The sequence below is a fragment of the Sphingomonas molluscorum genome, from assembly GCF_039522995.1.
GTDB lineage: Bacteria > Pseudomonadota > Alphaproteobacteria > Sphingomonadales > Sphingomonadaceae > Sphingomonas > Sphingomonas molluscorum.
Map to the genome: position 1 here is coordinate 417,102 of NZ_BAAAEL010000001.1, position 13,983 is coordinate 431,084.

General features: G+C 69.7%; 13 protein-coding genes and 1 pseudogene. 5 read left to right on the plus strand and 9 right to left on the minus strand.

Features of this window, described 5'->3' with window-relative positions; all coding sequences use genetic code 11:
• Positions 1-65: 65 nt before the first annotated feature.
• From ABDZ92_RS02080 to ABDZ92_RS02100, 5 genes are all read right to left on the minus strand, one after another.
• Positions 66-857 (minus strand): sulfite exporter TauE/SafE family protein, encoded by a 792-nt coding sequence (locus ABDZ92_RS02080; RefSeq protein ID WP_125958978.1) that lies wholly within the window; start codon positions 855-857, stop codon positions 66-68.
• A gap of 18 nt (positions 858-875) precedes the next feature.
• On the minus strand, positions 876-1,625 hold the full coding sequence (locus ABDZ92_RS02085) for a 3'(2'),5'-bisphosphate nucleotidase CysQ (RefSeq protein ID WP_272695234.1): 750 nt from the start codon (positions 1,623-1,625) through the stop codon (positions 876-878).
• Positions 1,622-3,541, minus strand: a complete 1,920-nt coding sequence (gene cysN / locus ABDZ92_RS02090) for a sulfate adenylyltransferase subunit CysN (RefSeq protein ID WP_125958979.1) — start codon at positions 3,539-3,541, stop codon at positions 1,622-1,624. Before cysN ends, ABDZ92_RS02085 begins: the two co-directional genes overlap by 4 nt.
• 124 nt (positions 3,542-3,665) lie before the next feature.
• Entirely contained in the window at positions 3,666-4,601 is a 936-nt protein-coding gene (cysD, locus tag ABDZ92_RS02095) for a sulfate adenylyltransferase subunit CysD (RefSeq protein ID WP_125958980.1), read from the minus strand.
• Between the two features lie 713 nt (positions 4,602-5,314).
• Positions 5,315-6,604 (minus strand): GumC family protein, encoded by a 1,290-nt coding sequence (locus ABDZ92_RS02100; RefSeq protein ID WP_164521167.1) that lies wholly within the window; start codon positions 6,602-6,604, stop codon positions 5,315-5,317.
• A 281-nt stretch (positions 6,605-6,885) separates the two neighbouring features.
• Here ABDZ92_RS02100 and rplU point away from each other — a divergent pair, with 281 nt between their 5' ends.
• The 4 genes and pseudogenes from rplU to ABDZ92_RS02120 all read left to right on the plus strand — a co-directional run bounded on the left by rplU (position 6,886) and on the right by ABDZ92_RS02120 (position 9,544).
• Positions 6,886-7,212, plus strand: coding sequence for a 50S ribosomal protein L21 (rplU, locus tag ABDZ92_RS02105; protein WP_125958982.1), 327 nt, complete (start codon positions 6,886-6,888; stop codon positions 7,210-7,212).
• A gap of 24 nt (positions 7,213-7,236) precedes the next feature.
• Positions 7,237-7,506, plus strand: coding sequence for a 50S ribosomal protein L27 (gene rpmA / locus ABDZ92_RS02110; RefSeq protein WP_125958983.1), 270 nt, complete (start codon positions 7,237-7,239; stop codon positions 7,504-7,506).
• A gap of 175 nt (positions 7,507-7,681) precedes the next feature.
• Positions 7,682-8,242 (plus strand): GNAT family N-acetyltransferase, encoded by a 561-nt coding sequence (locus ABDZ92_RS02115; RefSeq protein ID WP_125958984.1) that lies wholly within the window; start codon positions 7,682-7,684, stop codon positions 8,240-8,242.
• A gap of 79 nt (positions 8,243-8,321) precedes the next feature.
• Positions 8,322-9,544, plus strand: a pseudogene (locus ABDZ92_RS02120) (threonine synthase).
• 9 nt (positions 9,545-9,553) lie between these two features.
• Here the strand turns inward: ABDZ92_RS02120 and ABDZ92_RS02125 are convergent.
• From ABDZ92_RS02125 to ABDZ92_RS02140, 4 genes are read right to left on the minus strand one after another with little or no spacing between them, the layout of a single operon-like run.
• Complete coding sequence (locus tag ABDZ92_RS02125; RefSeq protein ID WP_241211688.1) at positions 9,554-10,108, minus strand: GNAT family N-acetyltransferase; 555 nt, start codon at positions 10,106-10,108, stop codon at positions 9,554-9,556.
• Complete coding sequence (locus ABDZ92_RS02130; RefSeq protein WP_272695237.1) at positions 10,105-10,896, minus strand: LysR family transcriptional regulator; 792 nt, start codon at positions 10,894-10,896, stop codon at positions 10,105-10,107. Before ABDZ92_RS02130 ends, ABDZ92_RS02125 begins: the two co-directional genes overlap by 4 nt.
• Entirely contained in the window at positions 10,893-11,291 is a 399-nt protein-coding gene (apaG, locus tag ABDZ92_RS02135) for a Co2+/Mg2+ efflux protein ApaG (protein ID WP_125958987.1), read from the minus strand. The genes ABDZ92_RS02130 and apaG overlap by 4 nt, the downstream gene beginning before the upstream one ends.
• A complete protein-coding gene (locus tag ABDZ92_RS02140) occupies positions 11,288-12,496 on the minus strand; it encodes a trans-sulfuration enzyme family protein (protein ID WP_125958988.1) in 1,209 nt (402 codons plus the stop codon). The genes apaG and ABDZ92_RS02140 overlap by 4 nt, the downstream gene beginning before the upstream one ends.
• Before the next feature lie 130 nt (positions 12,497-12,626).
• Here ABDZ92_RS02140 and ABDZ92_RS02145 point away from each other — a divergent pair, with 130 nt between their 5' ends.
• Positions 12,627-13,871: a phospholipid carrier-dependent glycosyltransferase gene (locus ABDZ92_RS02145; protein WP_125958989.1), complete on the plus strand. Its 1,245-nt coding sequence runs from the start codon at positions 12,627-12,629 to the stop codon at positions 13,869-13,871.
• Positions 13,872-13,983 lie beyond the last annotated feature (112 nt).

Sequence of the window (13,983 nt, forward strand, 5' to 3'; positions counted from 1 at the left end):
CCCACTCCTCTAAACCTGCATCAACCTGTCCCGCGGCAGCGGCCGGGTCAAGCGCTCGAACGCGGTCAGGCCAGCAAGCGCAGCCCGGTGACCACCAGCACCAGCGCGAGGGTGGGGCGAAGGACGCGATCGGAGGCGCGGGACGCGAACAGCGAGCCGGCGATGATGCCGGGGATCGAGCCCACCAGCAGCCCGCCGAGCAGCGGCGCGTCGACGTTCCCGAGCGAAAGGTGACCCAGCCCCGCGACCAAGGTCAGCGGCACGGCGTGGACGATGTCGGTCGCCACCAGCTTTCGCGTGGTGAGGCGCAGCGGGTAGAGGCCGAACAGGATGACGGCGCCGAGCGCGCCGGCCCCCACCGAGGTGAGCGTCACCATCACCCCCAGTAGCGCCCCCGCGAGCACCGTCAGCGGCGGCTGGAGGTGGTGGAAGCGGGCGGCGGAGCGCGCGCGGAAGCGGATCGCCGCCCGTTGCAGCCGCGGGCGCAGCAGCGTCGCCCCCGCCGTCAGCAGCAGCACCACGCCCAGCGCGTGCAGGATCAGCCCGCCCTTGATCGCATGGGTGTCGGTCCGCGCGAGCACCCACAGGGTAAGCCCGGCGGCAGGAAGGCTACCGAGGCACAGCCGGCGCACGACCTGAAAGTCCGGGCCGCCGTCGGTGCCGCGGTGGCGATGATGGATGAAGCCGCCGACCGACTTGGTGATCGCGGCGAACCACAGGTCGGTGCCGACCGCGGTGATCGGCGTCACCCCCAGCAGCAGGATCAGGATGGGTGCCATCAGCGATCCGCCGCCCACGCCGGTCACGCCGACGAGCAGCCCGACACCCAGGCCGGCGATCACATTGTACAGGTCCATCGCCCCCCGCTGCGGCGGCTAGGCCGACCGCTCGGCGACCAGCGCGAGCAGGCGGGGCGCGGCTTCCGGCCGGCAGATCAGCAGGTCGGGGAGGTAGGGGTTGGCGCAATTGTAGACGAGCGGCTGGCCGTCGATGCGGCTGACGTGCAGCCCGGCCGCAGCGGCGACGGCGACGGGCGCGCAATTGTCCCATTCATACTGGCCGCCGGTGTGGAGGTAGATGTCCGCCTCACCGCGAACCACTGCCATCGCCTTCGCCCCGGCCGATCCCATCGCGATGAGTTCGGCGCCGATCGCCTGCGCGACGGCGACGGCCTGTTCGGCCGGACGGCTGCGGCTCACCAGCATGCGTTGTGCGCCGCGGTGTGGCGGCGGGAGGACCGGCGGCGTATCCGACGCCAGCGTCACGCCGAGCGCCGGCAGCGCAACGGCGCCTGCCGCGGCCCGGCCGCCGACCGACAGCGCCACATGCACCGCCCAGTCGCTGCGCCCCTCGCTATACTCCCGGGTGCCGTCGAGCGGATCGACGATCCACACGCGCTCCGCCGAGAGCCGCGCAGCGTCGTCCTGCTCCTCTTCGGAAAGGATCGCGTCGTCGGGGCGCGCCTGCGCCAGCGCCTCCAGGATGAAGCGGTTGGCGACGCAATCGCCCGCCTTGCCCAGCGCCTTGCCCGCGAACAGGCCGGAGCCGCGGATTTCCATCAAGAGCCGGCCGGCACTCTCGGCAACGCGGCGCGCGAGCGCGGCGTCCTCCGCCAGCGTCGTCACGCTGCGGTGCCGAGCAGCTGTGCGACGATCCGTTCCGCAGCGGCTTCCGGCGTCTCCCGCGTGGTGTCGACATGGATGTCGGGCGTTTCGGGCGACTCATAGGGGCTGTCGATGCCGGTGAAGTTCTTGAGCTCGCCGGCGCGCGCCTTGCGGTAGAGGCCCTTCACGTCGCGGGCCTCGGCCACTTCAAGTGGCGTGTCGATGAACACCTCGACGAACTCGCCCTCGGGCAGCATGCCGCGCACCAGCTCGCGTTCGGCCCGGAACGGCGAGATGAAGGCGGTGAGCACGATCAGGCCGGCGTCGGCCATCAGCTTGGCGACCTCGCCCACGCGGCGGACGTTCTCGACGCGGTCGGCATCGGTGAAGCCGAGGTCCTTGTTGAGCCCGTGGCGGATGTTGTCGCCGTCGAGCAGGAAGCTGTGCTTGCCAAGCGCATGCAGCCGCTTTTCGACCAGGTTGGCGATGGTCGACTTGCCCGATCCGGACAGGCCCGTGAACCACAGCACCTTGGGCGCCTGGTGCTTCTGGGCGGCGTGCGCCTCGCGGGTGATCTCGACCGCCTGCCAATGCACGTTCTGGCTGCGGCGGAGCGCGAACTGCAGCATGCCCGCGGCGACGGTCGCGTTGGTCAGCTTGTCGATCAGGATGAAGCCGCCGAGGTCGCGGCTGTCGGCATAGGGCTCGAACGCGATGCCGCGGTCGGTATAGACCTCCGCCACGCCGATGTCGTTGAGGCCCAGCGTCTTCACCGACAACTCGGCCATCGTGTTCACGTCGACGGCATGCTTGGGCGGTTGCACCGTCGCGCTGACGGTGCGGGTGCCGATCTTCATCCAATAGCCGCGGCCGGGGAGCAGATCCTCCGCATCCATCCACACGATCGTCGCCTGGAACTGGTCGGCAACCTGCGGCGGCGCGTCGGCCGCCACCAGCACGTCGCCGCGCGAGCAGTCGATCTCGTCGGCGAGCGTGAGGGTGACGGATTGGCCGGCGCCGGCCTCCTCCAGGTCGCCGTCCAGGGTGACGATGCGGGCGATGGTGGAGGTGCGGCCGGAAGGCAGCACGCGCACCGCATCACCCGGCTTTACGGTGCCGCTGGCGATCAGGCCGGCAAAGCCGCGGAAGTCGAGGTTGGGGCGGTTGACCCACTGCACCGGCATGCGGAACGGGCGGCGCCGGTCGGCGGCAAGGTCGACCTCGACCGTCTCCAGATGCTCGATCAGCGTCGGCCCCTGGTACCAGGGCGTCTGGTCCGAGCGGCTGGCGATGTTGTCGCCGCCCAGGCCCGAGATGGGGATGGCGGTGAAGTCCTCGATGCCGATCGAGCTCGCGAAGGCGCGATAGTCGGCGACGATCTCCGCGAACCGATCGGCATCATAGCCGACCAGGTCCATCTTGTTCACCGCCAGCACGATGTGACGGATGCCGATCAGGTGGGCGAGATAGCTGTGGCGGCGGGTCTGGGTGAGCACGCCCTTGCGCCCGTCGATCAGGATCACCGCCAGATCGGCCGTGGAGGCCCCGGTGACCATGTTGCGCGTGTACTGCTCATGGCCGGGTGTGTCGGCGACGATGAACTTGCGCTTTTCCGTCGCGAAGAAGCGGTAGGCGACGTCGATCGTGATGCCCTGCTCGCGCTCCGCGGCCAGGCCGTCGACCAGCAGCGCGAAGTCGATGTTCTGGCCCTGGGTGCCGATGCGCCGGCTGTCGTTCTCCAGCGCCGCGAGCTGATCCTCGAAGATCATCTTCGAATCATAGAGGAGCCGGCCGATGAGCGTCGACTTGCCGTCGTCCACCGACCCGCAGGTGATGAAGCGCAGCAGCGTCTTGTTCTGGTGCGCCTCCAGATAGGCGTCGATGTCCTCGGCGATGAGGGCGTCGGTCTTGTAGATCGGATCGTCGAGCACGGACATCAGCAGGCCTCGTCATGCTGAACGTGTTTCAGCATCCACCGCGCCGCAGGCAGCGTCGGTGCGCGGGGAGGAAGGAACCCGGAAACAGGTCCAGGGTGGCAGGAGAGAAGGGACGCGACCCGCATCAGAAATAGCCCTCCTGCTTCTTCTTCTCCATGCCGGCGCCGCCTTCGTCCTTGTCAATGGCGCGGCCCTGGCGCTCGGAGGTGGTGGTGAGCAGCATCTCCTGGATTACTTCCGACAGGGTCGCCGCCTCGCTCTCCACCGCGCCGGTCAGCGGGTAGCAGCCGAGCGTGCGGAAACGGATGGAGCGTTCGACGGGAGTCTCGCCCGGCCGCAACGGAAAGCGCTCGTCGTCCACCATCAGCAGCATGCCGTCGCGCTCCACCGTGGGCCGGGGTGCGGCGAAGTAGAGCGGCACGATCTCGATCCCCTCGGCGAGGATATATTGCCAGATGTCGAGCTCGGTCCAGTTGGAGAGCGGAAAGACGCGGATCGACTCCCCCTTGGCCTTGCGCGCGTTGTAGAGGCGCCAGAGTTCAGGCCGCTGCGCCTTAGGGTCCCAGCGGTGGCTCCCCGAGCGGAAGCTGAACACGCGCTCCTTGGCGCGGCTCTTCTCTTCGTCCCGGCGGGCGCCGCCGAACGCCGCGTCGAAGCCGTATTTGTCGAGCGCCTGCTTCAGCCCCTCCGTCTTCCACAGATCCGTGTGCAGGCTGCCGTGGTCGAACGGGTTGATCCCGCGCGCCATCGCGTCCGGATTATGGTGGACCAGCAACTCCATGCCGGCATCCGCCGCGGCCTTGTCACGCAGGTCGTACATCGCCCGGAATTTCCAGGTGGTGTCGACATGGAGCAGCGGGAACGGCGGCGGCGCAGGGAAGAACGCCTTCTTGGCGAGGTGCAGCATGACGGCCGAATCCTTGCCCACCGAATAGAGCATCACCGGCCGCTCTGCCTCCGCCACCACTTCGCGCAGGATGTGGATGCTCTCTGCCTCGAGCCGCTGGAGGTGCGTGAGGCTGGACCCGGACGGCCGGCGAATGGGCGAAGAGGCGTTCATGACCCGGAGTTGGCAGAACGTTCCGGGCCATACAATGGCGAATTGCCCCATTTACTCCGTCCGTCCCGGAGAGATCTTGGGCGGGTAGAAGCGGAACTTTAGGAGGGGCTCGAAAGCAGCGGAAACCACAAACGATAACTTCGGGGGCCAAAAGAGATGCTTTGATCGGCGGCTTGCCGTGACCTGCGGCTGGCGTGCTGCGCGTGCGAGACTCGAATGGCGACGCAGTCGTGTCAGAAGTGGTTGAAACGAGCGGTCTCATGCAGCGCCCGCGCATCTACGTTCGCGCGATACAGTAACCGACTTTTACCCCAACGAAGCCGTCCATGATTCACGAATGATGGCGAAGAGGCACTCGGCCGCGAAGGGCAGGATGATTGCCAGTGAGAGCCGCGCAGGTTCAGGGATCAACTGCCGGGCATGGGCACACCAGGAGGTAATGGGCTCCCTAACACTCCAGGCACCAGCACCCTGCGGCGAGCTCCGGAAACGAAGGGAGACAGCGGTCAAGGGGCCTCGAACCCTAAGCTCCCGCTTCCGCGGGAGTACGGGACGCGCGGCGCATAGAGGCTCGGGCGCGAAAGCGACTATACAAGGAGCCGGACTCGGCTGCGCTCCTCCGCTGCGTCGCGCCTCCTGCTTGGCCGGGACGCAGGACCTCCGCACGAAAACCTCGAGTCGAACACCCACGTCACCCCGGGGCTACTTCTACCTCAGCCCAGTGCGATCACCGGCGCACCGGTTGCCAGCTCGACGCCATGATCCGTGCGCACCCGCGGCTCCAGGAACTCGAGCCCCATGACCGAGGCGAGCCCGACGGCGATGCCCAGCACCGTTCCCAGCACCAGCATCAGCGGGAGGTTGGGCTTGTAGGGCAGGCGCGGCGGGTCGGCGCGATCGAGCAGGCTGGCATTGGCCTGGCTCGCCTGGCTGCGCACGAACTGCTGCCCGATCTCGCGGCGCATCTGGTCGTAGATCTGCTGTGCCGCGTCGACGTCGCGCTGGAGGACGGTCAGTCGGTTCTGGTCGTCGGAGCCCGCGATCATCGCCTGCTCCCGCGCCGCGAGACGGGCGCGAATGCTCGCCTCGCGCCGGCGCGACGCGGTGCTGGCGGCCTGGACCGATTCGGCCGCACTGCCGATCGCGGCGGACAGCTGGCCCTGGAGGGCCGCCAGCTGCGCGGTGGCAGCCTGCATGTCCGGATGGCTCGGTCCCAGCGTGCGGGAGAGTTCGGCGACGCGCGCCGCCTGGGTGGCGACGCTGGTGCGCAGCTGCTGCACCGCCATGTCGGACGCCACCTCCGGCACGCTACGCGAGCCGGCGCGCGACTGCGCTTCGGCGGCGGCTCCCTCCGCCTGGGCGAGTTCGGCATTCAAGGTGCGGAGCGATTCCGCATCCAGATCGAACCGGCCGGCACCGACCAGCCCCCGCTCCCGCTGATAGCGCGCCAGCGCCTCCTGCGCGCGTTCGAGTCGCCCGCGCACGTCGCGGGTGCGGCGTTCCAGCCAGCTCGAATAGCCCTGGGCGGCGACCGCCCGCAGCTGCGGCACCTGCGCGAGGTAGGATTCGGCAAAGGCGTTGGCGATGCGCGCCGCCCGCTCCGGATCGCGATCCTCGGCATTGACGACCATCACGTTGCTGGCCTTGGCATTGGTGACGCTGACCTTCGCGCGCAGCGCCGCCGCCACCCGCTCCAGCCCGGCGCCGTCCGCCCCGGCACCCGCTGCGCCGCCGCCGAGCCGAACCGCCACGTCGTGCGCGACCCGGGCACTGCGAAGCACGTCCCCCTGGGTGGCGAGCAGGGCGTTGCTGCTTTGCGGCGCATCGCCGGCCATGCTTTCGGGATCGGACTGGGCGACGTTGAACAGCACCGATGCCGAGGCGCGGTAGAGTCGCGGCTGGGCGAGCGTCCAGCCGGCGACCAGCAGCAGCACCGCCGCCGCGACCAGCACCACCAGCCGCCATCGGACCAGCACCGCCGCCACCAGATCGCCCGCACCCATCCGCGCCCCCTTCTTCCGCTTCCCCGGCACGCTACGACCCGGCCCAGCCGGCGACCACGGGAAGCGACTCCATTCCCGAGTGATTCGCGCCCGAGTCGCGCAGGGCTTGTCTCCGCCCGCAGGCGGCGCTAACCGCCCCCTCCCGCCCGGCCTGCGCCCCTCCTGCACGGCCCCTTGCGGGCATTCCGCCTTGACACGACGGCCGGGCTCGCCTAGCTCGCCCTCTCTCCTGCGCCGGGCTTCCCTGCGCGGGCACATGCTTTTGGGAAGTGATGAGGGCCATGTTCGCAGTCGTGCGCACGGGCGGCAAGCAGTATCGCGTCGCCGCCGGAGACAAGATCGTCGTTGAGAAGCTGGACGGCGACGCCGGCAGCAACGTGACCCTGGGCGACGTTCTGCTCGCCGGCGAGGGCAGCGAGCTGAAGTCGGTCGAGGGCCTCACGGTCTCCGCCGAGATCGTCGCCCAGGCGAAGGGTGAGAAGGTGATCGTTTTCAAGAAGCGTCGCCGCCACAACTATCGCCGCAAGAACGGCCATCGCCAGCAGCACACCATCCTGAAGATCACCGCGATCGGCGACAGCCGCGCTGACGACAGCGCAGCCGCCTGAGCGCGAACACGAGGAGTTTGAACCATGGCACATAAGAAAGCAGGCGGTTCGTCGCGCAACGGTCGTGATTCGGCCGGCCGTCGCCTTGGCGTGAAGAAGTTCGGTGGCCAGGAAGTGGTCGCGGGCAACATTATCGTGCGCCAGCGCGGGACCAAGTTCTACCCGGGCACCAACGTCGGCATGGGCAAGGATCATACCCTGTTCGCGCTCGTCGACGGCCGCGTGTCGTTCCGCGAGGGCAAGCTTGGCCGTAAATTCTGCTCGGTCGACATGCCGGCGATTGCGGCTGAATAAATAGGGCAACCAACCGGGTTGCCCACCAGGGCGACCCGGGTCCCGCAGCCAGCGGGACCAGCCAACAAGGGAGACGGGTCCGCCCCGGCTCCCTTTTTTATTGCTCCCTCTGCCCGAAACGGTCGCGCCGCTGTCATCATGACGGCGTAGGCGCCCGCGCAAGAGGAGAGCGGACATGTTCGCCCGTACCGAACGCCTGACGCTGCGGCCCGGCTGGGTCGAGGATGCGCCTCAGCTCGCCCGCGCCGCGGGCCACGAAGCCGTCGCGCGCAACACCAGCCGCATGCCCTGGCCCTATGCGCTGGGCGATGCCGAGGCATTCCTGCGCATGCCGCAGGCCCCGCGCACCCCTTCGCTGCTGGTGTTCGCACACGAGGGCGACGGCATCCGGCTGGTGGGCGGCGCCGGCCTCCACCGGAGCGACGCGGGCGCGCACGAGCTCGGCTACTGGATCACGCCCGATGCCTGGGGCCGCGGCTATGCGACCGAGGCGGCGCGGGCCGTGCTTGCGATCGCCGACACGCTGCGGATTCCCGAGGTTTCTGCCTACCACTTCGTCGACAATCCCGCCTCCGGGCGGGTGCTGCGCAAGCTGGGCTTCCGCCCGACCGGTGAGCAGGCCCTCGCCCATTGTCGCGCGCGCGGCGGCGAGGTGCCCGCCCTGCAGTATTCGCGCGGGCTCGCGGGCGATCCGGCCTTGCCCGATCCCCGCGACGCACCGCCGCTCGCGGCCTGATCGACGAGGGGCGAGTCGTGTGCGGCGGCCCGCCCCCGGGTGCGTGACAGCGCGGCGGCACGCGGTCTAAGCAGGCGGTGTGAACGAGAATCTGCACCGCGATCGGCCGACCTTCGTCAGCCACCTCGAATGCTCAATGACGGGCGAGCGCTATGAAGCCGACCGGCTGCATGGCCTCTCCCGGGTGGGGCGGCCGCTGCTCGTCCGCTACGACCTGGCGGCGCTCGGGCGGGCGGTGTCGCGGGACGCGATCGCCGCGCGGCCGACCGACCTATGGCGCTGGCGCGAGCTGCTGCCAGTCCGACGGACCGAGAGCATCGTATCGCTGGGCGAGATCGAGACGCCGCTGGTGCCGATCCCGCGCTCGGGCGGCCCGGGCGCGATCGTCAAGGACGAGGGGCGGCTTCCCACCGGCTCGTTCAAGGCGCGCGGGCTGGTGATGGCGGTGGCGATGGCGCGCGAGCTGGGCGTCACCCGCATCGCGATGCCGACCAACGGCAATGCGGGCGCGGCGCTTGCTGCCTATGCCGCGCGCTGCGGCATCGAGACGGTGGTGCTCTGCCCGGAGGAGACGCCGGAGGTGAACGTCCGCGAGATCGCCGCGCAGGGCGCGCGCGTCTGGCGGGTCAACGGCCAGATCGACGAGTGCGGCGCGATCGTCGCGCGCGGAGCCGCCGAGGGCCGCTGGTTCGACTTCTCGACGCTCAAGGAGCCGTACCGGATCGAGGGCAAGAAGACGATGGGTCTGGAGCTCGCCGCCCAGTTCGGCTGGGAGCTCCCCGACGCGATCTTCTACCCCACCGGCGGCGGCACCGGCCTGATCGGCATGTGGAAGGCGTTCGACGAGATGGAGCGGCTCGGCTGGATCGGGTCGAAGCGCCCGCGCATGTACGCCGTGCAGGCATCCGGCTGCGCGCCGATCGTGCGCGCGTTCGAGGCGGGCGAGGAACATGCCGAGCGCTGGGAGGATGCCGCCACCGTCGCCGCCGGCATCCGCGTCCCGCGCGCGGTAGGCGACTTCCTGATCCTGCGGGCGGTGCGCGAGTCGGGCGGCCGGGCGCTTGCGGTCGGCGACCCTGCGATCCTCGCTGCGGTGGACGAGGCCGCGCGCAAGGACGGCCTGCTGCTCTGTCCGGAGGGCGGCGCGACGCTTGCCGCCTACGCCAGGCACTCGCCGACGGGCTGGTCGATCCCGAGGAGCGCACGGTGCTGTTCAACTGCGCGACGGGGCTGAAGTACCCGATGCCGCCGGCCGACAACTGGCTGGACCGCAATGGCGAGATCGACCTGAGCACGCTGTAGCCGGGCGCCTCAGCGCGGGCGGGCGTCCAGCCACTCGTCGCGCAGCAGGCCGTAGATCAGGCTGTCGCGGATGCCGATGTGGGTTTCCCATTCGGCGCGCAGGCGGCCTTCCAGGGTGAAGCCCAGGCGTTCCAGCAGCGCGCGCGAGGCCAAGTTGTCGGGGTCGGTATCGGCGAACACCCGGCGGCGGCCCTCGGCGGCGAAGAGGTGGTCGAGCACGGCCGACACCGCCTCGCGCGCCAGTCCCGAGCCCCGATGTTCGCGGGCGATCATGTAGCCGAGCTCGCACGCGCCGTTGCGCTTCTCGCCCACCGCGACGAAGCCGATCGCCGACCCGCCTTCGCGCGGCACGAACACCCAGTTGCGCCAATCGGAGGAGGCGGCGTTGCGCTCCAGGTGCGCGCGCGTCGCCGCCAGGCTCTCCATCGGCGGATGCGACCACCAGGTCATGCTGGCGGGATCGGAGAGCGTCGGGTGCAGCGCCTCCGCATCGGCGGCTTCGAGCGCGCGCAGCCGCAGCCGCGGCGTCGCCAGCACCGGCAGTGCCGCCGGCACCGGGTTCACGCGCCGAGCGCCTCGACCAATGCCCGGACCTTCTTCTGGCGCCATTGCGGCAGCGGGGCGACCAGCCAATAGCCCTCCCGCCCCACCTGCGCCTCCCCGAGTGCCACCACCCGGCCGGCGGCGAGATCGGCGCGCGCGAGCAGCTCGGGCACGGTCGCACGCCCCAGACCGGCGGCCGCCGCGTCGATCGCGAGGCCAGCATCGGCGACCTGCACCAGCGCCTGCGCCTCGCCACCCGGGCAGCCCGGCCAGCCGATCACCGTGTCGGTGGCGGATCCGGGGGCGGCCACCGTCACCAGCCCCTCGGACTCCAGCGCCTCGCCCTCGTGGACGCCCGGCCCCTCGCCCCAGCGGATCGCGAGATCGAGGTTCGCCTCGGTGAACTCGACGGCATCGTCGGCGGCGACCAGTACGAAGCGGAGCTCGCGGTCGACGCGCGCAATCTCCGCGAGCTTGGGCATCAGCCACTTCTGGGTGAGGTCACGCGGCGCAGCGATGGTCAACGACTTGGACGACTGGCCCGCCTGCATGGCGCGCACCGCTTCCTCGAACTGGAGGAAACCATCGCGCAGCGCCGCGAGGCCCGCCTCGCCCTCCGGCGTGAGCTCCAGCCCCTTGGTGGTGCGGCGGAACAGCACCACGCCCAGCGTGTCCTCCAGCGCGCGAACCTGCTGCCCGACGGCCGCCGGCGTCACCGCCAGCTCGTCCGCCGCGCGGGTGAAGGACAGGTGGCGCGCGGCCGCGTCGAGCACGCGCAGGCCGTTCAGCGGCAGGTGCGTCCGCTTCACGCGCCCACCGCCGGTGCGGTCAGCGCAAACTTCGGAATGACCACGTCGAACGCGGCGCCTTCGGTGTCGAGCATATGATAGCTGCCCTGCATCGATCCGGTGGAAGTGGTGAGCGGGCAGCCCGACACATAGTCGTAACTGGCGCCGGGAAGGATCAGCGGCTGCTCGCCGACGACGCCCTCGCCCTCGACGCTGTGCCGTTCGCCACGGCCGTCGGTGATGACCCAGTGGCGGGTCAGCAGCTGGACGGCGCGCTCGCCGTTGTTCTCGATGCGGATGTGATAGGCCCAGAACCAGCGCGCCTGCGCCGGCTCCGACTGTTCCGCCAGATAGCTGACGGAGACGCGCACGGTGATCCCGCGCGTCTCGGCCACATAGGGGAAGAACGCCTTCACAGCCCCGCCGCGGTGAGCGCCTGGTCGAGATCCTCGATCAGGTCCTGCGGGTCTTCCAGCCCGACGTTGAGGCGCAACAGGCCCTCGCCGATGCCCATCTCGACGCGCTTGTCCTCGGCGACGCTCGCATGGGTGGTGGAGGCCGGATGCGTCATCAGTGAGCGCGAATCGCCGATGTTGTTGCTGATGTCGATGAGGGCCAGCGCGTCGAGCAGCGCGTGCGCCTGGGTGCGCCCGCCATCGACCTCGAACGAGAAGATCGGACCGGCCGCATCCATCTGCGCCATCGCCAGCGCATGCTGCGGATGGCTCGGCAGGCCGGGATGGTTGATCCGCGGCACGCGCGTTTCCAGGAAGTGGCCGACCGCGAGCGCATTCTCGCTCTGGCGGCGGATGCGCAGGTCGAGCGTCTCCAGGCCCTTGAGCACCACCCACGCGTTGAACGCCGACAGCGTCGGGCCGGTGTTGCGGGTGAAGGGCAGCAGCACGTCGTTGATAAAGGCACTGCTGCCGGTCACCGCACCGGCGAGCACACGACCCTGCCCGTCCATCATCTTGGTCGCGGAATAGGCGACGACGTCGGCGCCGAACTCCATCGGCCGCTGCAGCGCCGGCGTGGCGAACGCATTGTCCACGACCGAGACGATGCCGCGCTCGCGCGCGATGCCGCACACCGCCTTCAGGTCGACCACGTCCATCGTGGGGTTGGACGGCGTTTCGAAGAAGAACACCTTGGTGTTGGGCCGCGCGGCGTCGGCGAACTGCTGCGCGTCGCGCGCGTCGACCACGGTGGTTTCGATGCCGAACTTGGGCAGCAGCGTGTCGGTCAGCCAGCGGCATGACCCGAACAGCGCCCGGCCGGCGACGACATGGTCGCCTTGCTGGAGCTGGCAGAGCAGCGCCGCGGTCATCGCCGCCATGCCCGACGCCATCGTCCGGCACGCCTCGGCGCCTTCCAAGAGCGCGATCCGCTCCTCCAGCATCTCCACGGTCGGGTTCTGGAGGCGGGAATAGGTCATCCCCTGCTGCTCGCCGGCAAAGCGCGCGGCGGCGTCGCCTGCCTTGTCGTAGCAATAGCCCGAGGTGAGGAACAACGCCTCGGAGGTTTCGCCGAACTCGCTGCGGGCGGTGCCGCCACGCACGGCCTGCGTCGCCGGGCGCCAGTTGCGGGTGATCGTGCGGTCTTGTCCGGTGGTACGCTTCATGGCGCTCGCTTTGCTCCCTTGAGGCTGGCCGTGCAAGCACTTGGGGCAGGCCCGATGCTCCGCCGCGGCGGTACGGCGCCTACGCTGCGCGCCCTATCCCCGGCGGCGCTTCCAACCTATCAGCACGGCCATGCTCTCCCGCCTGCGCGATCGCCCGTGGACCCTGGCCCTGCTGATCGGCGCGGCCGCGCAGCTGCTGTTCTGCTATCGACTGGGTGCCCCGTCGGTGCTGACCTTCGACGAGGTCCATTATGTCCCGGCCGCACGAACCCTGTGGGCGCTCGCGGAGCCGGCCAATACCGAACATCCGCTGGTCGCAAAGGAGCTGATTGGTCTCGGCATCCATCTGTTCGGCGACAACCCGATCGGGTGGCGGGCGCTGTCGACGCTGGCGGGCACGGCAACCGTGCTGGGCGTGTTCGCCATCCTGTGGCTGCTGTTCGGCCGCGCCCGCATCGCGGTGCTGGGCGCCGCGTTCGTGCTGCTCAACCAGACCGTCTATATCCAGGCGCGGATCGCGATGCTGGAGGGGTTCCTCGGCGCGTTCGTCACCTGCGCGATCGCGTCGCTGCTGTGGGCGATGCGTGGCCCCCGCGGACGCGTGTGGCCGCGGCTGCTGCTGTCGGCGGTGCTGTTCGGCCTGTCGGTCGGCACCAAATGGGTGGCGGCGCCCTATGTCGCCTTTGCCTGCCTGCTGATCCTCTGGACCAAGTGGCGCGACCGCGACCGCTATTTCTCCGGCGTCAACGGGTTCGCCGCCGTGCTGGTGCTGGGGCTGGTGAGCATCGCCACCTATTTCCTCACCTTCCTGCCGGCCTTCTTCTACCGCCTCGATCCGATGACGCTGGGCGAGCTGATCCCGTTCCAGCACTATATGTACGAGCGCCAGACGCAGCTGCTGCCGCCGCATCCCTATCAGTCGGACTGGTGGAGCTGGCCGCTGCTGATCCGCCCGATCTGGTATTTCTACGAGCCCGACGGGGGCGTGCAGCGCGGCGTGCTGCTGATCGGCAATCCGGTGATCTGGTACGGTGGCCTGGTCGCGGTGGCGGCCTGCCTATGGGCGGGGCTGCGGCGGCGCTCGGCCGCGATCGGCGGCGCGGGGCTGCTGTGGGTGGCCTCGCTGGCGATCTGGGCGGCGATCCCCAAGTCGCTCGGCTTCTTCTATTACTACCACCTGTCGGGAATCTTCCTGTGCGTGGCGATCGCCGCGGCCTTTCACGCCTTTCCGCAGAGCCGGCGCCGCTACCTGGACGAGATCTTCCTGTTCGCGGCGCTGTTCGCCTTCTTCCACTTCTGGCCGATCCTGAGCGCGGCACCGCTGGACGGTCCGGGCGCGTTCAACCGGTGGATGTGGTTCGACAGCTGGCGGTGAAGCGACGTTCAGCGCAGGCGTTGCGCCCTTTCGCCTTATCCGTTCGCCTCGAGTAGCCATCGAGCTTGTCGAGATGGCGTATCGAGAGGTCAGCGGTTGCGGCTCTCTCGAT